The 24,655-nt window shown below is 60.7% G+C and carries 22 protein-coding genes, 1 tRNA gene and 1 pseudogene; 16 read left to right on the top strand and 8 right to left on the bottom strand.

The genetic code is table 11. From position 1 onward, the window contains the following. Positions 1-9 precede the first annotated feature (9 nt). Together P3T20_RS20170 and P3T20_RS20165 are read right to left on the bottom strand one after the other, a co-directional pair. On the bottom strand, positions 10-1,470 hold the full coding sequence (locus P3T20_RS20170) for an amidase (RefSeq protein ID WP_074263107.1): 1,461 nt from the start codon (positions 1,468-1,470) through the stop codon (positions 10-12). Positions 1,471-1,510: 40 nt separating this feature from the next. Continuing rightward, entirely contained in the window at positions 1,511-2,209 is a 699-nt protein-coding gene (locus P3T20_RS20165; RefSeq protein WP_074263108.1) for a dienelactone hydrolase family protein, read from the bottom strand. A gap of 249 nt (positions 2,210-2,458) precedes the next feature. On the opposite strand from P3T20_RS20165, the gene P3T20_RS20160 reads away from it, so the two are divergent. The 3 genes from P3T20_RS20160 to P3T20_RS20150 all read left to right on the top strand — a co-directional run bounded on the left by P3T20_RS20160 (position 2,459) and on the right by P3T20_RS20150 (position 6,310). Further along, positions 2,459-3,565: an NAD(P)H-dependent flavin oxidoreductase gene (locus P3T20_RS20160; protein ID WP_074265906.1), complete on the top strand. Its 1,107-nt coding sequence runs from the start codon at positions 2,459-2,461 to the stop codon at positions 3,563-3,565. Positions 3,566-4,008: 443 nt separating this feature from the next. Next, complete coding sequence (locus tag P3T20_RS20155) at positions 4,009-5,154, top strand: branched-chain amino acid ABC transporter substrate-binding protein (RefSeq protein WP_074263109.1); 1,146 nt, start codon at positions 4,009-4,011, stop codon at positions 5,152-5,154. A gap of 151 nt (positions 5,155-5,305) precedes the next feature. Further along, complete coding sequence (locus tag P3T20_RS20150) at positions 5,306-6,310, top strand: cupin-like domain-containing protein (protein ID WP_074263110.1); 1,005 nt, start codon at positions 5,306-5,308, stop codon at positions 6,308-6,310. A 114-nt stretch (positions 6,311-6,424) separates the two neighbouring features. Here P3T20_RS20150 and P3T20_RS20145 read toward each other — a convergent pair. Continuing rightward, positions 6,425-7,693 (bottom strand): annotated as a pseudogene (locus tag P3T20_RS20145) (collagen-like triple helix repeat-containing protein); the annotation flags it as partial. A 768-nt stretch (positions 7,694-8,461) separates the two neighbouring features. Continuing rightward, positions 8,462-9,673, bottom strand: coding sequence for an MFS transporter (locus tag P3T20_RS20140; RefSeq protein ID WP_074263111.1), 1,212 nt, complete (start codon positions 9,671-9,673; stop codon positions 8,462-8,464). A 204-nt stretch (positions 9,674-9,877) separates the two neighbouring features. Between P3T20_RS20140 and P3T20_RS20135 the strand changes: the two genes are divergently transcribed. The 3 genes from P3T20_RS20135 (at position 9,878) to P3T20_RS20125 (ending at position 12,707) form a co-directional block, all read left to right on the top strand. Next, the gene (locus tag P3T20_RS20135; RefSeq protein ID WP_074263112.1) at positions 9,878-10,546 is read left to right on the top strand and encodes a HugZ family protein; all 669 of its coding nucleotides are present in this window, start codon (positions 9,878-9,880) and stop codon (positions 10,544-10,546) included. A gap of 389 nt (positions 10,547-10,935) precedes the next feature. Next, positions 10,936-11,235 carry an H-NS family nucleoid-associated regulatory protein gene (locus P3T20_RS20130; RefSeq protein ID WP_074263113.1) on the top strand — a complete coding sequence of 100 codons (300 nt, stop codon included), beginning with the start codon at positions 10,936-10,938 and terminating at the stop codon, positions 11,233-11,235. Between the two features lie 269 nt (positions 11,236-11,504). Beyond that, on the top strand, positions 11,505-12,707 hold the full coding sequence (locus P3T20_RS20125) for a cation diffusion facilitator family transporter (RefSeq protein ID WP_074263114.1): 1,203 nt from the start codon (positions 11,505-11,507) through the stop codon (positions 12,705-12,707). A 57-nt stretch (positions 12,708-12,764) separates the two neighbouring features. Here the strand turns inward: P3T20_RS20125 and P3T20_RS20120 are convergent, their stop codons facing one another. The 3 genes from P3T20_RS20120 to P3T20_RS20110 form a co-directional block, all read right to left on the bottom strand. Continuing rightward, complete coding sequence (locus P3T20_RS20120) at positions 12,765-13,223, bottom strand: Lrp/AsnC family transcriptional regulator (RefSeq protein ID WP_074263115.1); 459 nt, start codon at positions 13,221-13,223, stop codon at positions 12,765-12,767. 88 nt (positions 13,224-13,311) lie between these two features. Further along, positions 13,312-13,959 (bottom strand): exonuclease, encoded by a 648-nt coding sequence (locus P3T20_RS20115; protein WP_074263116.1) that lies wholly within the window; start codon positions 13,957-13,959, stop codon positions 13,312-13,314. Beyond that, a complete protein-coding gene (locus P3T20_RS20110) occupies positions 13,956-14,600 on the bottom strand; it encodes an MBL fold metallo-hydrolase (protein ID WP_074263117.1) in 645 nt (214 codons plus the stop codon). The genes P3T20_RS20115 and P3T20_RS20110 overlap by 4 nt, the downstream gene beginning before the upstream one ends. Before the next feature lie 624 nt (positions 14,601-15,224). On the opposite strand from P3T20_RS20110, the gene P3T20_RS20105 reads away from it, so the two are divergent. Next, on the top strand, positions 15,225-15,827 hold the full coding sequence (locus P3T20_RS20105) for a septal ring lytic transglycosylase RlpA family protein (protein ID WP_429287656.1): 603 nt from the start codon (positions 15,225-15,227) through the stop codon (positions 15,825-15,827). A gap of 118 nt (positions 15,828-15,945) precedes the next feature. Here the strand turns inward: P3T20_RS20105 and rsmI are convergent, their stop codons facing one another. Then, complete coding sequence (gene rsmI, locus P3T20_RS20100; protein WP_074263119.1) at positions 15,946-16,833, bottom strand: 16S rRNA (cytidine(1402)-2'-O)-methyltransferase; 888 nt, start codon at positions 16,831-16,833, stop codon at positions 15,946-15,948. Here rsmI and P3T20_RS20095 point away from each other — a divergent pair. From P3T20_RS20095 to P3T20_RS20055, 9 genes are all read left to right on the top strand, one after another. Next, a complete protein-coding gene (locus P3T20_RS20095; RefSeq protein WP_083611344.1) occupies positions 16,832-17,290 on the top strand; it encodes a YraN family protein in 459 nt (152 codons plus the stop codon). The two genes, rsmI and P3T20_RS20095, sit on opposite strands and share 2 nt — an antisense overlap. A 182-nt stretch (positions 17,291-17,472) precedes the next feature. Further along, positions 17,473-18,060, top strand: a complete 588-nt coding sequence (locus P3T20_RS20090; RefSeq protein ID WP_074263120.1) for a phosphoheptose isomerase — start codon at positions 17,473-17,475, stop codon at positions 18,058-18,060. Positions 18,061-18,080: 20 nt separating this feature from the next. Next, positions 18,081-18,872 carry a BON domain-containing protein gene (locus P3T20_RS20085; protein WP_074263121.1) on the top strand — a complete coding sequence of 264 codons (792 nt, stop codon included), beginning with the start codon at positions 18,081-18,083 and terminating at the stop codon, positions 18,870-18,872. A gap of 32 nt (positions 18,873-18,904) precedes the next feature. Further along, the gene (locus tag P3T20_RS20080; RefSeq protein ID WP_074265908.1) at positions 18,905-19,252 is read left to right on the top strand and encodes a c-type cytochrome; all 348 of its coding nucleotides are present in this window, start codon (positions 18,905-18,907) and stop codon (positions 19,250-19,252) included. 64 nt (positions 19,253-19,316) lie between these two features. After that, positions 19,317-19,392: transfer RNA gene (locus P3T20_RS20075), tRNA-Ala, on the top strand. A 334-nt stretch (positions 19,393-19,726) separates the two neighbouring features. Further along, positions 19,727-20,491, top strand: a complete 765-nt coding sequence (locus P3T20_RS20070) for a hypothetical protein (RefSeq protein ID WP_429287655.1) — start codon at positions 19,727-19,729, stop codon at positions 20,489-20,491. Between the two features lie 1,293 nt (positions 20,492-21,784). Beyond that, a complete protein-coding gene (locus P3T20_RS20065; protein ID WP_429287654.1) occupies positions 21,785-21,979 on the top strand; it encodes a hypothetical protein in 195 nt (64 codons plus the stop codon). A 245-nt stretch (positions 21,980-22,224) separates the two neighbouring features. Then, positions 22,225-22,569, top strand: a complete 345-nt coding sequence (locus tag P3T20_RS20060) for an AlpA family phage regulatory protein (RefSeq protein ID WP_429287653.1) — start codon at positions 22,225-22,227, stop codon at positions 22,567-22,569. Then, positions 22,556-24,160, top strand: coding sequence for an AAA family ATPase (locus tag P3T20_RS20055; protein ID WP_429287652.1), 1,605 nt, complete (start codon positions 22,556-22,558; stop codon positions 24,158-24,160). Before P3T20_RS20060 ends, P3T20_RS20055 begins: the two co-directional genes overlap by 14 nt. Positions 24,161-24,655 lie beyond the last annotated feature (495 nt).

The following is a 24,655-nucleotide window of genomic DNA, read 5'->3' as shown; positions in this document are numbered from 1 at the left end:
TAGATACCGCTAGATGCGTGCTGGCATCAAAGGCGGTCTTCTGGAGAACCAGGGACGTGCGGTTTCAAGTTGCGCGGCCAGGCGCAACAATGTCGCTTCACCACCCTCACGCGCCGCGAATTGCACACCCACCGGCAAGCCACGGGCATTCCAGTAAAGCGGCACCGACATCGCAGGCTGTCCGCTCAGATTGAATATCTCGGTGCAGCCGGCCCAGGCGAATGCCTTGTCGGCGGCTTCAGCGAGCATTCTTTTCAGGAGCGCCTCGATCGGCATCGTGACGACCGCACGCATCTGCATGCGCTCGCTTGCGCTCGGTTGCATCTCACCGATCTTGATCGGCGCGGAGGCCAGCGTCGCGCACAGGATCACGTCGTAGCGCGACAGCAGATCGGTCAGCTTCGCGGTGATGCGGCGTTGTTCCTCGAGCGCGGCAGGCAATGCGCGTTCGCCGAGCTTGCGGCCGATTTGCGCCATCGCCCACGTGGCGATTTCGAACTCTTCGCGCATCGGTTTGCGACCGGTGATGCGATCTGCGTTGAGCACCATGTCGCGAGTGGTCACCGAACACAGCATCAGGAACGCATGGCGGACTGCTTCGAAATCGATACCGAGCGAGACCGGCTCCACGTGATGGCCGAGCGATGCTGCGAGTTTCGCCGCATCATCGAGCGCCGCGCGTACGTCGGCAGATAACGTGGGTGCCAGCATCGGCTCGGTCACATAGGCAATCGTCAATGGCCGGCACGGCTCGGTCACCGCACCCAGAAACGTACCGGGTGTGCCGATGGCGCCTTGCTGCGTTTGCCCGGTCACGAGGTCGAGCAGCAGTGCGCTGTCGCGCACGCTGCGTGAGATGGCGTGATCGACGCCCAACTCGCCGGCCCCGGGCGCATGCAAACCCGGCACCAGTCCGCGCGATGGCTTAAGACCAAAGAGACCGCAGCAGGAGGCGGGAATGCGGATCGAACCGCCGCCGTCGGAAGCATGCGCCAACGGCACGATACCGGCTGCGACTGCAGCGCCCGCTCCGCCGCTCGAGCCGCCCGGCGTGTGATCGAGACTCCACGGATTGCGGCAAGGGCCGAACAGCTCGGGCTCGGTATAGGGCATCTGACCGAGTTCCGGCGTGTTGGTCTTGGCGAAGATGTTAAGACCTGCGGCGCGCGCCAACGCAACCACCGGCGCGTCTTCGGTGGGCACGAAGTGCCGGTAGTGGCGACTGCCCATCGACATCCGCAACCCCGCCACCGGCGCACCCAGATCCTTGATCAGATAAGGTACGCCCGCGAGCGGGCCGTCGCCGAGCGCGCTTGCATCATCGCGCGACGCGCGTTCGCGCGCGGCCTCGTAGTCCTTAAGAACGATCGCGTTGATCGCGGGGTTGGCCGCTTCGGCGCGAGCGATGGCGATGTCGAGCAACTCGCGCGCGCTGGCCGCGCGCGCGCGCACCAGCTCGGCGAGACCCATCGCGTCATGGGCGAGGTAGTCGGAGAGCACGCCGGGCCGCTTACAGACGTTCGCCGAGGAACGTCAGCGTGCGGCCGTGGGCCAGCGCCGCGGCGTGCTGGTTGTACGACGCGCGGTCGGTGCAGTTAAAGCCGTGATCGGCATTCGGATAGATGTGGAATTCCGCATCGCCACGGCCGGCGAAACGTTCCTGCACCTGGCCCACTGCTTCCAGAGGAATGCCGTGGTCGAGCTCGCCGTAGTGGAACTGCATCGGCACCTTGATCTTCGCGGCTTCGTCGAGCAGATTCTGGATGCCGCCGCCGTAGTAGCTCACGCCCAGGTCGATCGTGTTTTGCGCGGCAGTCAGATAGGCGAGCCGGCCGCCGAAGCAATAGCCAATGGCCGCCACCTTGCCGGTCACTTCCGGCATCGCGCGCAGAGCGGCCGCCGTTGCGCTGATGTCGGCCACGGCCAGTCCCACGTCGGTCTTTTGCAGGATTTCGATCCCCTTGTCACGGTCGGCGCCGACATAGGTCAGTTCGACGCGCGGCTGGGTACGCCAGAAAATATCCGGCGCGAGTGCCACGTAGCCATCTTGCGCGTACTGTTCGGCGACCGCGCGAATATGGCTATTAACACCGAAGATTTCCTGAATGATGATGACGGCCGGTCCCTTGCCGCTTTTGGGCAGCGCCAGATAACCCTCGAAACTGTCGTCGCCGGCGGGAATGTCGATCCAACGGGTAGTCACGCTCACGTCACTCTCCTTCAAATTGCGGTAGGTGCAAGCGGGCAAAGCCCGCGGCGGGCGGTCAGTTTGCCACTAAAAGAAAGGCCGTGCAGAGCGGCCAGACGCGGCGCGCGCTGCCTCCTTGCCGCGCCCGGCTTTCTCGTTCGACGATGGAAACGTTCTCGATAATTCATTTTTCGGCGTTACGGCGCTCCAGTAGAGTCGTCAGCAACAGCCCACGCGCGATGTGGGCACCCCATGCCGAAGGACGTCATCATGAGTAACGTACATCGTTTCGCCTCGCCGTTTGCCGAACGTTTCGATCTGCGCGTGCCGGTCGTGCAGGCGCCGATGGCGGGGGGCCCGACTTCACCCGCCATGGTGGCTGCCGTTTCGAATGCGGGCGCCCTCGGGTTTCTCGCCGCCGCGCCTTTTACCGCGGAGAAACTCGCCAGCGAAGTGGCAGCGATTCGCGCGCTCACCAGCCGTCCGTTCGGCGTGAATCTGTTCGTGCTGGAGCCGTCGGCACCGGACGACGCCACCGTGCGCCGCGCGCTGAGTAGCATCGATCCGCTGCGCGCCGAACTGGGCCTGCCGCCAGGCCAGCCGCTCGCGCGCTACGCCCCCGACTTCCGGGAACAACTGGACATGCTGATCGAATTGCGTGTGCCGGTGGTGAGTTTCACTTTCGGTTTGATCTCCGCGCAGGATGTCGAGCGTCTGCACGCGGCCGGCAGTTATGTAATCGGCACGGCGACGCATACGGCCGAAGGTGTCGCGTGGCGCGACATCGGCGCCGATGCGATCGCCGCGCAAGGCTCCGAAGCGGGCGCGCATCGCGGCACTTTCATCGGCCGCTTCGAGGATGCGCTGGTGGGCACGATGGCGCTGGTGCCGCAACTGGTCGACGCCACCGGTCTGCCGGTGCTGGCCGCGGGCGGCATCATGGATGGACGCGGCATCGTGGCCGCCCTTGCGCTTGGGGCGCAAGCCGCGCAAATGGGCACCGCGTTCCTCACCTGCGCCGAAAGCGCGATTCCCGCAGACTGGAAGACCCGCGTGCGCACGTTGCCCGATACGGCGACCGAGGTCACCCGTGCCATCACCGGCCGGCATGCACGCGGCATACGCAATCCGCTGATGCGGCAGTTGAGCGAACAGCCTGGAAACGTTGCGCCGTACCCGGTGCAAAACGCGCTGACGCAGGAATTGCGGCAGACCGCGAGCCGCGCCAATAACGGCGACTATCTGTCTTTATGGTCGGGGCAGGCCGCGCCGCTCGGAAGCAAGCGTAAGGAAGGGCTGCCCGCGGCGGAACTGGTCGAACAGTTGCACGCGGAATGGCGTGAGGCGGCCGCGAATATCGCCGCTCTTGCTGGATAAATTGCGTAGCGTCGACCGGGGCATCGGGCGGGTGTCGCGTCCGTGCGATGGCGCTATCGTTTGCGCCGCTCAATCCTTATTCCGCGAATTAATGGCATAGGCCTGAAAAACCTTTACCCGGCCCTCGCGGCAAACCACCCGTTTGAGGGAAACCCGCGCCGGCTGGTGTTCTCCGGGGTGTTTCGCGTCTTCTCATTCGACGTTGTGGGATAAACGCTATTAGTGTTCATCCCACTTACTCAAAAAAATCCCACAAATTAATTTGATAGCCTACACTTGCGCGCAAGTACGCATAGCCGCCTGCCACAAACAGGCCGATTGACGTACTGTCCAAGTGCATACACGATGCAACCGGCGTGGTCGTCCACGGGACTGAGCGACACGAGAAGGAAGCGGGGCACAGGGCGATTACGTTGTTTTTGGGACCGAAACTGGAGACTTACATGAACATCAAGATTCAAAAGCTGTTGCCGATCAGCGCTGCTGCCATGTTGTTTGCGTCGTTGGCAACGGGCGCGGTGGCGGACGAGGTCGTCAAGATCGGCCACGTCGCACCGCTTACCGGCGGTATTGCTCACCTGGGTAAAGACAACGAAAACGGCGCTCGTCTGGCGGTTGAAGAAATCAACGCCAAGGGTCTGACGATTGGCGGCCAGAAGGTCACGCTGCAACTCGACGCACAAGACGACGCGGCTGACCCGCGTACGGCAACGCAGGTTGCCCAGAAGCTGGTTGACGACAAGGTCGTTGCAGTGGTCGGCCACTTGAACTCGGGCACCTCGATTCCGGCTTCGAAGATCTATAGCGATGCAGGTATCGTGCAGATCTCGCCGTCGGCAACGAACCCGGCTTACACGCAACAGGGCTTCAAGACGACGTACCGCGTCGTGGCGACCGATGCGCAACAAGGCCCGGCACTGGCTAACTACGCAGCCAAAGAACTGAAGGTGAAGAGCGTCGCGATCGTCGACGACTCGACCGCTTACGGTCAGGGTCTGGCAAACGAGTTCGAGAAGACCGCCAAGTCGCTCGGCCTGAACGTGGTGTCGCATGACGCGACCAACGACAAGGCTGTCGACTTCCGCGCCATTCTGACGAAGATCAAGGGCGAAAACCCTGACGCGATCATGTACGGCGGCATGGACGCCACCGGCGGCCCGTTCGCGAAGCAAGCCAAGCAGCTCGGCCTGCGCGCGAAGGTTCTGGCGGGTGACGGTGTCTGTACCGACGGCCTATCCGACCTGGCTGGCGACGCAACCGACAACATCGTCTGCTCGGAAGCCGGTATGGCGCTCGAGAAGATGGCTGGCGGCAAGGCGTTCGAAGCCAAGTACGAAAAGCGTTTTGGTCAGCCGATCCAGATCTACGCTCCGTTCACGTATGATGCTGTGTACATCATTGTCGATGCTATGAAGCGTGCTAACTCGACGGATCCGGCAAAGATCCTGGCAGCAATGCCGACGACCGACTACAAGGGCGTGATTGGCGAAACGACGTTCGATTCGCACGGCGACCTGCAGCACGGCGTGATCTCGCTGTACGACTACAAGGGCGGCAAGAAGACGCTGCTGGACGTGGTCAAGATGTAAGTTTTTGCCGCATGACGGTGGGCGTTTTGCCTGCCGTCTGCTGGACGATTCAAGGCGTGCATTCTTTCAGGAATGCACGCCTTTTCTTTTGGGCGCGCGCATGAGAATCTAACGATCGGACAAATCAAAAACAGAGAGAGGGGGGCCGACCATGACTCGCACGAACGACGATATGCGTCGCTGGATTGCTGAAAATCTTTTGCTTGGGGCAACCGCGCAGTCGCTCCACGCTGCCATGCTCAACGAAGGTTTCGATGCCGACGAAGCCGCGCTCGAAATCAACACCGCACTTGCCAGCCCCTATCTGCAGGGTGGCACGCGCCTGCGCAATCGTTTGCGCAAGCGCGACTGGACCTTATCCGTATATGGCCAGCTAAGCAGGATGCGCGCGAGCGGCGCCGCGGTCGAGCGGCGCGAGCGGCTTACGCGCGAAGAATTCTTTGAGCAGTACTACTTTCAGAACCGGCCGGTGATTATCACGGGCGCATTCGACTCATGGCCGGCACGCACGCAATGGAGTTTCGATTACTTTCGCGCGCGTTGCGGCGATTGCGAAGTTGAAGTCCAGTTTGGCCGCGAATCGGATCCGAACTACGAGATCAATCAGCCGAACCTGAAGCGCAAGATGCCGTTCCGCGAATATGTGGATCTGGTCGAACGCAGCCGGCCGACCAACGACTTTTATATGACGGCGAACAACACGTCGATTAATCGCGCCTCGCTTGCGGCGCTATGGGAAGACGCGCCGACGATTCGCGAGTATCTCGATCCTGCGTCGCCGGATACGGGGTTTTTCTGGTTTGGACCGGGCGGTACAAAGACGCCGTTTCATCACGATCTCACCAACAACTTCATGGCCCAGGTGATTGGGCGCAAGCGGATCAAGCTGATTCCGATGTCGGATACGCCGTATATGTACAACCACTTGCATTGTTATACGCAGGTGGACGGCAACGCGATCGATGCGACGCGGTTTCCGGCTGTACAGCAGGCAAACCTGATCGAATGCACGATCGGGCCTGGCGACCTGCTGTTTCTGCCGATCGGATGGTGGCACTACGTGGAAGGACTCGAGCCGTCCGTCACGATGACGTATACCAACTTCGTCGTACGTAACGACTTCTGCAATACCTACGACACCTATAACGAACTCTAGGCGCGCAATGCGCTGTATTTCCCGCCTGATTGCGTTTGCCGGTGCGCAATAAAAACCGGCGGACCGGTTACCCGGTCCGCCGCCCCCTGGTACTGCTTCTTTTAATTGCCGTCGTTATTTCTTGGGCGCCAGCACGCCGAGCAGGCCGCCTGAGCTACTGCTCGAGCTACTGCTGCTGGAACTACTGCCTGAGCTCGAGAGGGCCAGTCCACCTGTCAGCGAACTCACCAGTCCTGTGATTGGCGTCAGCAGACTGGCGGCGGCACTGGCACTGCCGCTTGCGGAGCCGGATCCGGACGCGCTCGCCGAGCCGGAGATCGAAACACTTCCCGTCACCGAACCCAGTGCGCCGGTCAGCGAGGAAACCGCTGAGGTGACTGGCGCCAATGGGTTGCCCGAGCCGCCGCTGGCGCCGCTGAGGGCACCCGTCAACGACGAGGTCACCGTGCTCAGCACGCCGGTAATCGGCGCAAGCGGGCCACCCGAGCTACCGCTGCCGCCTGTCAGGCCGCCGCTCAGCGTGCCGGGCAGGGCTGTCAGGATGCTGGTGATCGGCGCGAGTGGGTTGCCGCCCAGCGGGTTGCTACCGGTGCCGCCTACCAGCAGACCGCCAGCCGAAGTGACGGTATCGCCGAGCCTGGTGACGACGGTACCGAGATTCTCGCCGACCGGGTTGCCGGTTGCTGTGCTGATCTTGTTGCCGGCGCTATCCAGTCCGTGGCCGACCGTCGACAGCAGGCCGTTCAGCGGCGCACCGAGCCCGGTAGCCTCGCCGACGGTTTGCGTCGTCTGCGCGAGGGTCGAGGTGATCGGCGTGATGGCGGTGCTGACCGAGGTCGTGAGCTGCTCGATCGGACCGGTCGAAAGCGTCTTGCCAAGCTGGGTGCCGAGTCCGGCGACTGCAAGGCCAACGGTGGAGACGGTGCTGCCGAGCGGTGTCGTCAGTGGACTGAGCGCAGCTGTCGGGCCGCTGCCGAGACTCGTCACGAGTTTCCCGGCGCTGTTGACTGCCTGGCCCGCGTCGTAGACAAGGTTGCCGCTGCTCGAGATCGTGATGCCCAGCGGATTGCTCGACAGGCCGAGCTGGCCGAGGCCGTTCGTCGCGCCCATGCCAACAGCGGTGACGCCGTTGCCGAAGTTCGACAGGATGTTGCCGAGCGCCGTGGTGGTCGCCGAGTTGCCGCCGGGCAGCGGCGTGAGGCCGATCTGGCTGCCCAGTGAGGAGACGGTCTGGCCGGTCGACGAGACAACGTTGCCCGCGTTCTGGATGACTACGCCGACGGCGTTGGCGCTGGGGGTTGGTGTTGGCGTCGGCGTTGGCGTCGGTGTTGGCGTTGGCGTTGGCGTCGGCGTTGGCGTCGGCGTCGGCGTCGGAGTCGGAGTCGGAGTCGGCGTTGGCGTTGGCGTTGGCGTCGGCGTTGGCGTCGGCGTCGGCGTCGGCGTCGGCGTCGGCGTCGGCGTCGGAGTCGGAGTCGGAGTCGGAGTCGGTGTCGGTGTTGGCGTCGGCGTCGGCGTCGGCGTTGGGGTCGGCGTCGGTGTGGGCGTCGGAGTCGGTGTCGGTGTTGGCGTCGGCGTCGGCGTCGGCGTCGGTGTCGGTGTTGGCGTCGGCGTCGGCGTCGGTGTTGGCGTCGGAGTCGGAGTCGGAGTCGGCGTTGGTGTCGGAGTCGGAGTCGGTGTCGGTGTCGGAGTCGGAGTCGGTGTCGGAGTATGCGTGCCCGTACCCGAGCCACCGCCTGCACCCGCGCCCGAACCGCCGCCTGTGCCAATTACGCCACCGCTCCCCGAGCCGCTACCCGTCGTCGGCGGTTTATTGACCGTGGACCCGCCGCAGCCTTGAAGTACCATCACTGACGACACGCACATGGCGATGGCCGTCATCTTGAAATTGCGATTCATGTTTATGCTCCCCCTGATTGAACCAGTGGGGGAGCTAACTGCAAGGCTTATGCCATTTGTACGGAGCGCCCTGTCGTGCAGAATAAATCGATAAAAATCAAAGCACTACGACTCCCGGCAGAGTCATCGACGAGTGTCGCAAGCATTCATGTGTCGCGGAACGGGATCGTGCGGCAAGCCCATGTAACGTAACGTAAGGCGGCACGTTTCGGACGCTGCCACGAGCCGTTGACCGGCTCGCTGCGCCCGTCTCCGTCAGATCTTCAAACGACGCAATACCTTCGGCCCGGCGAACGCGATCACCGCCGAACATATCGCGACCACAGATAGCCCGATCGGCAGGCTGGTCACCTGCGCGACCCCGCCGATGATCACCGGCCCGAGCAGTAGTCCGAAATAAGCGAGCCCCGCGACATGCGCAAGCCCTTCCGCCGCATGAATCCCTTCGACCCGCGCGGCCGCCGCGAATAGCACCGGCATCATGTTGGCCAGCCCGAGGCCCATCAGCGTGAATCCTGTCAACGCTGTGAACGAGTAGGGCAACAGCAGCGCGCCGATCATCCCGGCACACGCCAGCGACGCGCTTGCCATCACCAGCTGCGGGGCGCCGAAGCGGGCGCGCACGGCATCGCCGGCAAAGCGGGCCGCCGCCATGCCGCCCGAAAACGCCGCGTACGCCGCGCTCGCGAGCGCCGGCGTCGCGACGACGACGTCGCGCATGTAGACGGTGGCCCAGTCGTACATCGCTCCTTCGGCGATCAGCGCCACCAGCGCAGTCGCTCCGAGCGCCCACAGCGCCGGCGAGTGCCAGCGGTTGGCGCGCGGCGTCGCGGCATCCGGATGATCCGCCTGCGGCACATGAGGCAAAACCGCGGGACACGCCACCAGCAGCACGAGCGCACTCAGGATGGCAACGAGAGCGAGATGAACGGCCGGCGCCATACCACGTGACAGCAACACTCCGCCGACGGCGGCGCCCACCATCCCGCCAACGCTGAACATACCGTGCAACTGGGACATGATTGGCCGTCCGAGCGTCTGCTCGACTGCGCTCGCTTCGGCGTTCATCGCCACATCTAGCGTTGCCATTCCGGCGCCAAAGACTGCCAGCACAACCAGCAGCATCCAGTAAAACGGAACTATCAGGATCAACGCGGCGCAGACCGCCATCGCAAGGCCGCCAGCGAGACACGCGCGGCGTGTGCCGACCCGCGCAATCCACGAGGCGTTGGTCGCCATCGCGGTGATCGAGCCGCCTGCCACCGCCAGCAGTGCGATCGACAGCAGCGCCGGATTCAGATGGAAGCGGTCGCGCACGGTCGGCACGTGTACCCCCCACGACGCGTACATCATCCCGGCGATAAAGAAGAGCGCCATCGTTGCATAGCGGGCGCGCTGCAACGAGGTGGCCGGCAGATCGCGATGGGCGGCGGGAAGCGCGGAAAGGTCGGGGGAACGATCGGACACGGAAGTCTCGTTGGCGTAAAGCGAAAACGGAACCGGACAACGACGCGAAAGCCGGCTGAAAGCGAAGTTCCGATTCTAACGAAGCGGCCGGGGTCCTGCAGGCGAGCGCTGAATTAATATCTAATTTCTACGGCACCACGGCCGCGCTTTCACCTTGAGCCAGCCGGCCGAACGCCATCCACGCCATCCTTCGAGGACGCGCTCTTGAATATCCCCGCTCACGCGCCGCTTCATCTGCTCCACCAGGTCGCCGCCGGCACGCTCGCGACGCACTCGCGCCAACCGGAGGGATTTCCGTATCCGTCGATCCTGCCGTTTGCCCCGGACGCGCGGCATCGTCCTACGATCCTCGTGAGTCGCCTGGCCGAACACACCCGTAACCTGCAAGGCGATCCTCGTGCGGGCTTCCTAGTCGCGCACGCTCCGGATGGCGATGTGCTCAATGGCCAGCGGGTCACGCTGCTAGGCTCGTTCGAGACGGTCGAGCCGACGCCTGCCGTGGTGGGGCGTTACCTGCGCTATCACCCGGACGCCGAGCGCTACCTCGCGCTGGGCGATTTCAGCTTCTGGGTGATGACGCTCGAGCGGATGCGTTATATCGGTGGCTTTGGCGCGATGGGCTGGCTCGATGGCAATGAACTGGATCCGTTCGAACCACTCAGCTTCGACGAAGAGCGTGCGTTGCTGGGGTTTTTCGACGCACATCCGCAGCGGCCGGATCATCTTGAATTAATTGGCATCGACCGCTATGGCGCGGATCTGAAACACGAAGGTGCACGCAGCCGCTTCACATTTGACGAGGTCGCAAAAAATGCCGACTCCTTGCATGCCGCACTAAAAGATTGCATCACGCGAAACGTGAAACGATCGTGACTAGAACTATTGCGGGAAAACACTCAGACGCGATGCATTTCGACTATTTATTTCGCCTGCTCGCAGGTTGTTCGCCGAAAGCTCTCATGCCATGAGATGTTCCGGTGCAAATGGCATATTAATTTTCATATTTTGGGAGTTAATTCAGATATTTACTCATAGCCGAGTTCGCTTTTTCGTAAGCTGCGAAAGAAGATGTAAATGAAAAACTTGCTGACTGTGCCGTTTCCTGAAATTTTTCGAAACGAAACATAATTAATTTAAGAACTGGACTTTTCCACGCTTTCTATTTTGTGTTAATCTCGCCTGCAAATTCCGAGGCATGAACACCTTTCAAAGGGCAAACCGGCTTAGACTGGTAGTCACTTATCTAAACCACAAGGGAACCTATGTCTTCCTACAAGGAACTACTCGCACAGCGAGAGAAGCTGGAACAGCAGATCGAAGAAGCAAAGTCGCGTGAATACGCGGAAGTGTTGAACGAGATCAAACAGAAGATGGCTGACTACGGCATTACGCTTGCTGAGTTAGGCGGCGGCCGTGGTAAGGCAGCGAAAGTGGGCCGTCCGCGCGCTGGTGTCGCGCCGAAATACCGTGATCCGGATAGCGGTAGCACGTGGTCGGGCCGTGGTAAGCCGCCGCGTTGGATCGCCGGTCAGGATCGTGAGAAGTTTCTGATTCAGCGTTAATTGCAGTATCCCTGTGGGCGCATTAGCGCGCCCTCGGCCGAAGAACCGCGCAACCTTAAGGTGCGCGGTTTTTTTACGTCCATGTTTAGCTGTCGGACCGATCTCCAGCTTCGCATTCCGTGACTTGCGGGAGCGTATTCTATTGAACCGGAACGCGAATACTTCCCGTTTAGATAAGCATCTGATTTAAAAGAGAATTTTAAGGGATTCCGCAGATTGTCATGCGAGCGCGGTTAGAATCCACACATTGAAAAACCGCATCTGCTCGCATGCCCGCCACCTTCGCCACCCAATCCACGGAAAAACATCACGTTGCGCGCAAAAGCACGTTTGTCAGTATCGCGCTCAATTCGGTGTTGATGACGCTGCAAATCATCATCGGGATGATCGCCCATTCGCAGGCACTGGTTGCCGATGGCGTGCATTCGCTTGCCGATCTCGTTTCGGATTTTGTCGTACTAATCGCCAATCGGCATAGCGGAGCAAAGCCGGATGCGGATCACAATTACGGGCACAGCCGCTATGAAACCGTGGCTTCGTTGTTTCTGGGTGCGCTGCTAATTGCGGTCGGTGTCGGCATGCTATGGCGCGCCGGAGCGCGGCTGGCCGATTTGCAGGATATTCCCGCCGTTCACCTCAGCGCACTGGCCGTGGCTGTGCTGGTGCTGGTTTCGAAAGAAACACTGTTTCGTTATATGCTGCGCGAAGCTCAACGGGTGCGCTCGGCCATGCTGATTGCCAATGCATGGCATGCGCGTTCGGACGCGGCGTCGTCGCTGGTTGTTGCGCTCGGCATTATCGGCAGTCTGGCTGGCGTGCGACTTCTCGATCCAATTGCAGCGGCGATTGTCGGTTTCATGGTCGCGCGTATGGGCTGGACGTTCGGCTGGGATGCGCTGCAGGATCTATCAGACCGCGCACTCGACGATGCCGCTGCCGCCGACGTACGCAAACTGCTGATGTCGACGCCGGGTGTGCGTGATGTGCACGAACTGCGCACGCGCAAGATGGGTGACTTCGCGCTCGTCGACGCACATATCCTGGTCGACCCGCTGATCTCTGTATCGGAAGGTCACTACATTGCTGAGACGGCCCGGGCGCGCGTCCTCACTGACAGCCGGGTGCTCGATGCGCTGATTCACGTCGATCCGGAAAACGATGCGCTGGCGCGACCGCCTATCGGATTGCCGCCCCGTGAGCGGGTCGTCGCGGAGGTCGAGGCGGCGCTTGCTGAACGGGGTGAGCGGGCGGCGGGCGTCAATATCCATTACCTGAGCACTGGCCTCGATGTCGACGTGACGCTAGCTGCCAGCGCGCCCAATGCCATTGAGAGCGACGCACAGCGGCTCGCGCATCTTGATCTGGCAGAACTAAAGAGCCGCCTGGGCGTGCGGCATCTGAGCGTATTGCGGGCTATTGCTCTGGATGAGCAGGCTGAAGCCGCAGCGCCGGAGCGTCATGACATTGCCTAGCGCGGTAGCGCCGGGCAGGTGAAGACGGCCGGCCTGGCTGGCGTCGCCATCAGAATCTCAAAGCGGTAGTTGCGTATCGAACTTGATTTCCCGCAGCACGACGCTTGTGCGCACTTGCGCGACGGCCGGAATCTTGAAGATGCGTTCGTGCAGAAACGCGTCATACGCCTTGATGTCCGGCGCGACGATCTTGAGGATGTAGTCGGATTCGCCGGTGGTGCTGTAGCACTCGGTCACTTCAGGACAGGTGGCGATCTCGCGTTCGAACTGTTCAACCCCGCCTTCCGTGTGCCGCGTCAGATGGATGTGAGCGAGCGCGCACACGTGCAGCCCCAGCTTTTCGCGATCCAGCAGTGCTGTGTAGCGCTGGATCACCCCCGATTGCTCCATGTCCTTGATCCGCCGCCAGCATGGGGTGCTGGAGAGACCGACCTGGTCGGAGATTTCCTGCACCGAACGGCGAGCGTCAAGCTGCAGCAGGCGCAGGATCTTTTGCGAGAACGTATCGAGTGTCAACTGCGCCTCCGTTGGCGTGCCGTGGCTCTAATAGTAGAGGCGACGAAAACGAAACGCAATGTAAAACGGCTCTGACGAGGGAGATTACCTAATTTGCCGGTTTGGCAGCGGCGTTTTGCCCTGAGCCGTCCCCATCTTTTGGGACTGTTTCCGCCGCTGCATGAGCGGCGAGAACGGCCTGGCCGGCGCGCAACTCGGCGAGCATGTTGCAGAACAGGGCGCCTTGCTCGATCGCATCGTCGAGGGCGACGTGGGTGTGCGGATGGTCGTCGAACCACCGCTGCGGCAGGCGCGGCTTGATGCACTTGCGATAGGGCAGACCGGTCATCGCGAAGGCGAGCGTCTTGATGTCCAGCGCAGACCATGAAAATGGGCAGCGGCCTGTGAAGCGCATCATGTACCAGAACATGAACGTGAAATCGAAGCCGGCCGGCATGGCCACGAAGACCGGTTTGCCCGGCAACGCTTCAACCCACGTTACGTAAGCGTTCAAAGCCGTGGCGGGCTGCTGCAGATCGAGACGGCAGGCGGCCCACGCCTCGGGCTGGGTTTTCCACCATGCCTCCTGAACCGGATGGGCGGTCGCACCTTCCAGCGTTTCCAGGTTCGCAGAGAAGGTGCCGATGAGTTGCTTGTCTTCCGTGTACGCGGCCGAGGCAAAGCTGAGCATGGAATGCGGGCCGGGGATCGGGCCGTCCGCTTCGACGTCGGTGCTCACATAGATTTCGGCGCTCATGCGCGCACTCCGTCTGCGACGTATGGATTCGTGCGGCGCTCGGCGCCGAACGTCGAGGTGGGCCCATGACCCGGCACGAAGGTGACGTCGTCGCCGAGCGGCCAGAGCTTCTCGCGGATCGCGCGAATCAGATCGGCATGATTGCCGCGCGGAAAATCGGTGCGGCCGATCGAGCCCGCAAACAGCACATCGCCAACCAGCGCGACCCGATGCGCGCGGCTAAAGAAGATCACATGGCCCGGCGTATGCCCCGGGCAGTGATAAACCTCGAGCGTCTCATTGCCGAACTGAACCGTGTCGCCGTCCTGCAGCCAGCGGTCCGGTTCGAACGCCTGCGCTGCAGGGAAGCCGAAACGCGTGCTCTGGGCGGGCAACTGATCGATCCAGAAACGCTCGTCGGGATGTGGACCGTCGATCGGGACGCCGTAGTGCGTGGCCAAAGTTTTCGCGCCGGCGCAATGATCGATGTGACCGTGCGTGAGGAAAACCTTTTCGACCGACAGGTTTTGCCGCTTGACCTCATCCTGGATGATCTCGAGATCGCCGCCTGGATCGACAACGGCGGCGCGTCCCGTCGCCTCGCAAACGAGCAGCGAGCAGTTCTGCTGGAACGGGGTGACGGGGATCAGAGTGACTTTCATGAGGACGGTGGGCCGCAGCAAAAACGTTGATTGTACCGGCGTACCGGGCCCCCCGCCGATATGCCAAATGGCTGGTCCGCGATACCTATTTTTGCAGCAATAGTGAAAATTCATCAAAGCTATCAAGCGCTTGTCATCCCAAAATTGTGTTTTGGGTATAATGCGGTCATGTGTACGGGAAACCGTGCTGCCACAGGACGATGCGTCCCCATTAAGAATGGAGCGCTGATCGTCGTCAAGTAAGTGCCGTCGGTGTTGTCGACGGCAAATCCAGCATCGGATGCGTCCGATGCGCACGTCTCGTCCAGCCAGGTGCCACGCGCCTGCAACGGCCTTCTGCCGTGACGCTGGGTGGGGCCTACGCCGCCGTTCCTGCGCGCTGCTGTCTGGCGCGCAAGAACGTGTTTGCCACGTTCGATGGCGGCTTGTGGGGTCTGGTCAGGCTGCCGGGGACAGGTTGCGCCAGACGTGAAATTTAACCGTGCGGGAGCGGCAGAGTATGCCGCGTGCGGGCTTCGGCGTACTGCGCTTTTTCGCGCGGCGCGTGGTCGTTCGTTTTCCGCCGGAGTCGCAGCAACACGCAGCTATCGCGTGATGCGGCTCGACATTGTGATTGCACGTCTTATGAAAACTCGGTCATCCCGAAGTATGGGGAGTCTTTTTGCCTTTTTTGTGCTCGCAGGGTGTGCCATGCCCCCGAACGCAGCCAACGAGGCAAGTAATCCGCCGCTCAGCACGAAGAGCGCGCAAGCAGGCAGCGCCGGTACGATGGCGCCGCAGGCCTTCGGAACGCCAGCTGCATCGGCGTCTGAAGCTAACGGTACGTCGCTCGCCGACGCCCAGCCGCTCACCGAAAACGGTCCCAATGTGGCCGGTTTCCACGAAACCGGGCGCGCCTCCTGGTACGGCAGGTTCTTCCACGGCCGTCGCACGGCGAACGGCGAGCGCTACGACATGCACGCGCTGACCGCCGCGCACCGCACGCTGCCGCTCGGTTCGTACGTTCGCGTGACGAACCCAGCCAACGACAGTTCGGTCATTGTCCGGATCAACGACCGCGGCCCGTTCGCGCGCGGCCGGATCATCGACCTCTCGCTGGCGGCTGCTACCGCGCTGCATATGCAGCGGGCGGGCACGGCGCGCGTGCAGATCGTCGGTCTGACGCCAAAGGAAGCCAAAGCCGAACAGGCCGAGACGCTGGCGTCGAATACGAACGACGTCAAATGATGTGACTGGAGCGAGCGGTGCGTGTGATGCACGTCTGCTCGCCCCCGGTGTTGCAAGACGCGTGGGCTCTGCTCGCGCGTTTGTCCGCACTCAAGGGCCGCTTGCGCGGCCCTTGTTCTTACTCGCTGTCTTCCCCGTCCTTCTTCAAAGCCAATGCGCGGGTGTACAACGCATTGCGCGATGTTCCCGTGATAGCCGCCGCGACTTTCGCCGCGCTACTCACCGTCAGCTCTTCCAGCAGGATGCGCAGCAGCGCGTCGTGATCGTGCTCGCCCGCGGTTTCCTGTTGAGCGCCTTCCACCACCAGCACAAATTCGCCACGCTGCCGGTTCAGGTCCGACGCCAGCCACGTTGGCCCTTCGGCCAGGGTGCAGCAATGCAGCGCTTCATGTAACTTCGTCAGCTCACGTGCGATCAATAGTTTGCGCGCGCCGCCGAATGCTTCGGCCAGCGCTTCGACTGTTTCTACGATGCGATGCGGCGCTTCGTAGAAGACCATGGCGTGAGGATGCGTCGCGAGTGGTTGCAGTGTTGCAGCGCGTTGCTTCGCCTTTGGCGGCAAAAAGCCGAGAAACGAGAAGGTCGCGACCCAATCGCCGGCGGCACTGAGTGCTGTGGCCAGGGCGCTCGCGCCGGGCAATGGAATCACTGGGAAGCCGGCTTCACGCACGGCGTCGACGAGCTTCGCTCCGGGGTCCGAAATGCCCGGAGTGCCGGCGTCGGACACGTAGGCGACGCGCTCGCCCGCTTGCAGATGTTCGACGATGCGCAGTGCCGCGGCGCGCTCGTTGTGCTGATGCACCGCCAGCAGGGGTTTCGAGATGCCGTAGCGCGCCAGCAATTGGCCGGTATTGCGCGTGTCCTCGGCGGCGATGCGGTCCACCAGTCCGAGTACGTGCAGCGCGCGCAACGTGATGTCCGCGACGTTGCCGATCGGCGTCGCCACCACATAGAGCGCGGCAGCAGGATATTGCTGCCCTTGCGCAAGTTCGGAGAGAGGGGTCATGAGACAGAAGACGCAGACAGACAAAGCAAGGCCGACATTGTGCCACGCAGAGCCGGAGCGCCCGGTGCCCCGTTCCGGCGCTCACAACTTTTTGGGACGCGGAGGGTCCAAAGACGTCGGAGCCGCCTTCGAAGCTCACGCACTCGCCTTCTTGCAGCGCCAGCGGTTGCGTTTCGTAGCGCGCAACGTGGCGTGTCGCGGCGGAGAGATCGATCTGGTGATGCGCGAGCGCGATGGCTCGCTGGTGTTCGTCGAAGTCCGGGCGCGTGCGCGCTGGCACTATGGTGGCGCGGCGGCCAGCGTTGGATGGCAGAAACGTCAGCGGCTGGTGCGTGCTGCGCGGCATTATCTGGCGACGCGCGTGAGCGTCGTACCGGCGTGCCGTTTCGATGTCGTCGCGTTCGAATCGGGGCGACTTGTCTGGTTACGCGATGCCTTTCGTGCCGATGAAGTCTGAGCCACGCTGCGGATATCGCGCCTGAGTGCGATAAACTTGCGCTCGCGTACGAGTGACACGGCGAACGCGTCCCAGGCGGTTCCGGTGACGCATCGGCGTTGCCTGCACCGTCAGCCAGAATAACCTGTCTTCACAACACGGCCGCGCGCAGCGGTCCATACGCGGCAAAAGATAGAGACTCGATGTCAGTCGAACGTATTCAACAGCACTTCCGCGACAACGCGGCAGTCACAACCGAAGCTCTCGAAACCCTCTCGATGCCGATCGCCGCTGCGATCGACACGATGTTTATGGCGCTTGCCAACGGCAACCGCATTCTTGCGTGCGGCAATGGTGGATCCGCCGCCAACGCGCAGCATTTCGCGGCCAAGCTGATGGGCCGTTTCGAGCGCGAACGCCCAGGCTTGCCTGCCATTGCGTTGACGGCCGACACGTCGATCATCACCGCGATCGCCAACGATGACGCGTTCGAGCAGGTGTTCGCGAAGCAGGTCTGGGCATTCGGCCAGCCTGGCGACGTACTACTTGCCATCACGACCTCGGGCGATTCGGCGAACGTGCTGGCCGCGATCGCGGCAGCGCACGAGCGCGAGATGATCGTGGTGGCGTTGACCGGCAGGAGCGGTGGCAAAGCGCACGAGGTATTGGGCGACACCGACATTCATATTTGCGTGCCCTCAGATCGCACCGCGCGTATTCAGGAAGTGCATTTGCTGACCATCCATTGTCTGTGCGACGGCATCGATGCCATGTTGCTGGGCGAAGACTGATTCCGAAGGAGAGCTAGTTAATGAGCGTATTCCGCATCAAGACGACACTGGTGAGGACCACACTGGTGGTGGGGCTGGCGGCAGGGCTGTCCGCGACGTTGCAGGGTTGCTTCCTGTTGGTGGCCGGCGCGGCCGGTGGCGGTGCGCTGGTTGCGACCGACCGGCGCACGCTTGGTGCGCAGACCGAGGATCGCGAGATTCAGGTGAAGTCGATCGCGCAGATCAACCAGAACCTGCCGGATCCCGCGCACGTCAACGTGTCGGTTTTCAATCGGCGCGTGCTGCTGACCGGCGAAGTGCCGGACGATGCATCGAAGCAGAAGGCCGAGCAGATCGTGCGATCGCTCAACAATGTCACTTCCATCGTCAACGAGCTGACGATCGGGCCGGCTGCCGACCTGTCTTCGCGGACCAACGATTCGTACCTTGAAACGCGGGTCAAGACGGCACTGATCGCCGAGAAGAACATTTCGGCGAACAACTTCAAGGTGGTGTGCGAGAACGGCTCGGTGTATCTGATGGGGCTTGTTACGCGCGATGAAGGCGCCCGTGGCGCCGACGTGGCGAGCCGCGTGCCGGGTGTGACGCAGGTGGTGAAGGTGTTCCAGTACATCCTGCCGCAAGACGCAACTGCGACGAGCGCGCCGGCGGCCAGCGCGCCGGTTGCGTCGCAGCCTCCGCCGACGCCGGATGCGACGGTGGGTGCGGTGCCCGATTCGTCGGTGAGTTCGCGTCCGCTTGAGCAGCAGGCGCCTGCGCCGGTGACGAATTCGAGCTCGGTTCATCCGGGGAATCCGGCGGTTAGTCAATGAAGTTGCGGGGCTTGATGCGGCGTTGCGTGGTGATGCTCGGGGTGCGGAAATCGGGGGTCGTGGTTGTTGCTCTGGTGGGCCTTGCTGGGTTGGTGACGGCGGCGCGGGCGGATGATGCACCGCGCGGTCAGATGATCGCGCGCGCCAATGCTTGCATGGGCTGTCACGCGGTGGACCGCAAGGTCGTCGGGCCTTCGTTTCAGCAGATCGCGGCGAAGTACAAGGGCGATGCGCAAGCGCCCGCGAAACTTGTGAACAAGGTTAAGGATGGCGGTTCGGGTGTGTGGGGTGTTTTGCCGATGCCCCCGCATCCGACGATGAGCGATGTGGATATCCGCACGGTTGTGGATTGGGTGCTCGCCGGGGCGCCTTCCAGGTGAGGTTTTGCTGCGGCCTGGCGGCTTGGCAAAACGGAAAAACCTTGTGCTAGAATCGTTTGTCGTCGGGGGGGTAGCTCAGCTGGGAGAGCGTCGCGTTCGCAATGCGAAGGTCGGGAGTTCGATCCTCCTCCTCTCCACCAAGAATATCAAAGGGTTACAGGGAAATCACCTGTAACCCTTTTCTGTTTCTGCGGCTCGTGTAACCGCTGTGTAACCGGATTCGCTCCTGCTTGATCCATCTTGATCAATGGGGCCATGGGTGGCGAAGCGCGGATTTTGTCGGAAAAAACGGAAGGCGCATCCTGAAGTCTCGTTGTTCCTACCGTCGTTGTTGTCTCGGCACAAGCGCTTCCCACCCACGGGGCACGCTAAAATCGTAGATGGTAGGCCGGAAGCGATCGGAGCCACCAGTTATACGGTCACGCACATGTAGCGCGACCGCCAAATAGCCGGGCAAATACGGGAGGACATCCGGTGCAAAAAAAGACGGCGCAAGATCTAATCGAATTCAGTGTGCAGTTGCATTCGAGTTTGCGCACATACCTCGAAATGGATGCTTGGACGCCCGTAATGGGCGCGATGCTGCTGGCCGGAATTCGTCCCGAACCAGGCTGCACGGAAATTCCCGAGGAGGGGGGCATCGGTCTAGATGGCACGTCGATCAAGGGGGCTGGCAACACACCGTTCTACGAAGCTCGCAAGATTCTTCAGCAGTGGAACGATTGGTGCCAGGATCGCGGATGCAATCTAACCCAGATGAAACCCATCGAATTCATCGATTGGTGCGTTGAGGACGAGATCAAGGAGCGCTATGCCGTGCACAGTCCGTTCCGATGGGTAGATGTGTTCAAGGATATGGTTGGCTATCCGGTCAGTCATGTGCCGTTTGAAGTAGCGCTCTATGCGGCCAAAACGGCGCAACCTCTGGAGGTGATACTCGACAAGCTGGACGAGATCGATCGCCGCACGCTCAAGGCAACTCGTCGCGGGGCGGTCGCCGTCGTTTCCGTCGTGTCTGGAAATGGCGAGCCACAACTTGCAATCAATCCGCATCGGCCTTATCTGACAACTGAAGAACTGGCTGCTGCGTTGAACCTTGACCCACAGACCATTCTTAAAGGCCGCTCGAAGAACGGCCACTATTGCGGTGTTAAGGCGACAAAGCTGCCAAACAGGTTGCTCGCATGGCCGGTTGATGCAGTCGAACGCATCATGAAAGGAACTCCAACGGACAATTAATAGGCGGCCCCCTCTGTGCCATGGGCCAGAATCATCCGGCTTCTCCGGGCGACGTTTTTTTGCTGCTGCCTCCGTCCGCCTTTTCGATAAGGTCCGCTGGTGTTTCTCGGTCTGCTGTTCCTAGCGTGATCGTTTGAGCGCTTCCGATTCCCGTCGTCCCTCCTCCTGAAATGATCTCAGCAGTGGATCGGAGGACAAGCCTAGATTTTTGTGGTTCGCTCTCGCGGCACTTCGTTTCCTGATGCGGGCTCTCTCTGTGAGCTTGCCAATCGGTGATCGGCTACACTGGGAGCTATGATTTCCATTTGATGGGACGACGAGACAGTAAAAATCTAATTCGGTCGCCATCGGGGTATCCCGGTCTCTTTGTGTCAATCATGCCATTGCCTTGAATACCGTCAGCGCTCCGCTTTTGTGCCTCCGTCCATTTGACAAGCACCTGATGGCCATGGCGGCACGTCGTCTCTTCCACTCGCCTCCGAAGCGAGTCCTTCCGCTCGAGCGCAAAGCCTGATGGGACTACGACCAATAGCTGCAGTCGGTTTGCTTTCTTCAGATACCACTCGTTGGTCGGAGCAGTCATCCGCGCGATTCTTTTAGGCTCACGCATGCTACGAATGTGGTACGCGAAGAATTTCTGCCTTGGGCTTTTGTGTCCGCGCTGTTGTATTTTTGAAAATGCAAAAAATAGTTGGCATGGATCGGGATGGGCTGGTATGGATCGGGATTGATGTTCTCCTTGTCTCGATTTTCAAGCACTTGACCGCCGGTTTCAGTTGTATATAACCTTCGAAGACACGGGCAACGACGCTCGTCAGGAACTCAAGTTTTGCAGCTTTATCCTGCACCAGAGGAGGAGCACGACTGAAGCGCTATACAAAGGACGGGATAGTCTGGAATCTGTCGCGTCGTCATTTTTACCTTAACTTTAACGAAAACTAAGGAGTACGAATGTCATATAGAAAAACAGTTAGAGCCTTATCGAAACTGCCAACGCTCAAAGGAGCAATGAAGCGCGGGAGACCGTAGATCAGTCTTTCAAGATGCAAGCAGTCGATATCGTGCGACTTTCTCCAACCGGGGTCGTTAGCGAAATGGCGGTGGCACGACGGCTCGGAAAACGAGTTCCTTGCGCAGCGCATCTTTGCACAGGAGTTAGAGGAGTCAAACGGCTAGACTTTGCTGTGCTTGCCGTCACGAGTTACTACTCCGCCCGGAAAGCGATACCTGACCTCGCGGATCTTGGCCTATCTTACGTCATTGTAAGTTAAACTTATTTATGTAGGACTACATATGTTTTCAGAATTATATTTTCATTTTGATGACGAGTTCGAGCTTGGCGAAGACGGGGACAGTGTCTTTGATAGCTCGGAATACATCGAAGCCTGTGTCATTGCTCAGGATCTGGAAGACAACCCACCCGGTTTTAACGATGACGACGATTGGCAAGACAGTTCATGCCCAGCTTGCATGTTCGAATGGAGCTGAGAGCTATGTCAGCAGAGTCGCTACGTGTGTGGCAAGCCGTTAAAGCCTGTCCGTCAGCTTTGGTTTTCATGTCGGCTGCATTCACCTCATTAAGATGGGCCTATGACACCCGCAAATTCGATCGCGGTTTATGCACTCCCGCGACTATCTCGCTGGGGTTCCGATTCCAGGGAATTTCTCCCTGGTGTTCTTAGCTCCATCCATTCACATGGCGGTAAAACGCCATTTCCCATCGTGACCACATCATGAGCCTAAATTTTCACGAGTTGCGCTGGTCAAATCGAATTACTTCGTACTGCCCCGTGGAACAAGCCGACGACAGACCTCGCGGTCTGCCGCGGCAAATTGCACATCTCGATTGCAACGACATTCGTACAGTCTCGCCGAGAAGCGCTTGCATGCTACATGACGAGAGGCTGCGTATCATGCGCAAGAAGCATCCGATCGAGCGTAAAAATCTGTCGCGTTGGATGTACCCACTTATTTCGAGCGATCACGCGTTCCCTCGCAAGATCCATTTGTCCGCGCGTTCAATCAGCTTTCCGGAGTCCGAATTCAATGTGATAGGAGGGCAATATGGACGCATTTGACCGGGCCCAACGCTTTTCGAACGCCTTAACAGGCGGCAGTTGTGGAGTTGCTCTCGTTCCCGCCAGCGAGATTCCCACGCTGCCGGTTATCTGGTTGTGGAAGTTCTGGCTGGCTCGCGGCAAGCTCCATCTTCTCGCTGGACCGCCGTCGACTGGGAAAACAACGCTAGCGCTGGCCGTTGCAGCGATAGTGACAAATGGTGGTACTGCTCTCGGCACCTGGCCGGACGGGACCGCTGCTCCGGTAGGGAGCGTGGTGGTCTGGTCCTGCGAAGATGGCATCGAGGATACAGTGAAGCCTCGTCTAAGTGCCGCGGGCGCCGATCTTCGGCGCGCTTTGATCTTGTACGGGGGCACAGAGCGTGGGCGCCGTCGCCCGTTCGACTTCGAGCGTGACATGCCGGGTCTGGAAGCCGCGGTACGCGCGCGCGGAGATGTTGCGCTAGTCATCATTGATTCGATTGCCCAGGCCGTCCCTGCATCGAATAACAACAGCCGGATACGTAAGGCCTTAAGTCCCATGGTGGAATTTGCAGAGTCGACTGGTGCCGCAGTGTTGGGGCTGACGCACCTTAACAAGGGATCGAAGAAGAGGGATCCGCTTGACCGAGTGAATGGGAGTGTGGCTATCGGTGCATTAGCCCGCCTCGTATGGGTTGTTGCACGTGATGAAAGCGACGGCGCCGATGGTGTCTCTCGAAATGTCCTCGTGCGGGCAAAGTCTAATCTCGGCCCAAGCAATGGCGGCTTCGCGTACCACATTGATCAAATCGATGTTCCGACTCTCCAGGGCGGCGCCATACATAGCACGCGAATCGGATGGGATGGTCCACTGCAGGGGGCGCCGAGGGACGTCCTGGGTGACGCCGAGGGCGGTAGCGCTTTTGTCCGCGACAACCGGAAGCAGGCCGCTGTCGATTTTCTGGCGGTCCAGCTTGCGCATGGTCCTGTGCCGACTAAAGCGATTGAAGCTGCGGCACGTGAGGCCGGCTTCTCTGGCACGACGGTCCGCCGGGCGGCCGGGGAAATGGGGGTGAACAAGTTTCGCCCCATTGGGACAGATCACTGGTATTGGAGATTGGATAACCGTTCTCCGATGCAATTCGATCAACCGAACTCGTTGAGTAATTTCGGCGAGGGTGGTTTGCCGAGCGGGGTGCCGTTCTTAAACGCGATCTGTTCGTCGTGGGACATGCGGAATCTTCCCGCAGGATGCCCGTCGCAGCAGGTGTCGTATGAAGACCAGCTAGCAACGCCGCCGCAATACCGGACTCCGCAAAACGGTGAGCAAGTTGAGCAAGTTGAGCAAGTTGGGCAAGTTGGGCAAGTTGAGCAAGTTGAGCAAGTTGAGCAAGTTGGGACACGGCCAATCCAATTAGATCCGGGTGAATTGTCGCATCTGATTGCGGAGGCTAAGCAGGAATATCGGGATCGTAAGGGGTATGACGGTGAAGATGAGGACGACGTTGTGAGGCAGGTCATCGAAAGCGTCCTGATTACATATTTCCAGGATTGGCTGGGTCGCCCGGACTGGCCATATTGGAGCGAGGTATACCGAAGGGCACTTGAACACGCGGATATCCGCAATTGAGAGCCGCTCGGCTCGACTGAACATGGCAAAGAGAACGGGATTCGCGATGAACAATATCCACACAAATCAGGGGAACGGTTACCCGCGTGCCCAATTTGACGTTCGGACGCGCGCGGGACGGCTGAATGCAGCGTTCGGCTGTGGCTGGCTTGGTAGCAAGATGCAGCCGAGTGTTTGGATGTTGGCTGCGAGCGCCACGGTTATATCCATTTGCATGTCTGCACTCGCGGGCTGGGAGCGGGGTGCATCACTGCCGGAACGGCTGGTGCTGGTTGCCGGTAGCGTTTTCATGGTTCTTTCTGCGCACTTGATGCCGACCCTATTCCGTACCGCGGCTCCAGTGTGCGTGGCTTGGCGTCCGTCGTATGGGTTGTAGTCATCGGGTTTGCCTGCTATGGCCAAACCGAATTTTCTATGGCCGCAGAGCGACATGCCGGCGATCACCGCGCTAGTACGGTCATCTTTGAGGCGAGTTCGAGCCGGATTGCGTCTCCC

Origin of the sequence: Paraburkholderia sp. GAS206C (assembly GCF_050435645.1) — a bacterium.
In the GTDB taxonomy this organism is placed as follows: domain Bacteria; phylum Pseudomonadota; class Gammaproteobacteria; order Burkholderiales; family Burkholderiaceae; genus Paraburkholderia; species Paraburkholderia phenazinium_B.
Note: the sequence above shows the minus strand (reverse complement) of the source record. Positions and strands in the feature narration are given on the sequence as shown.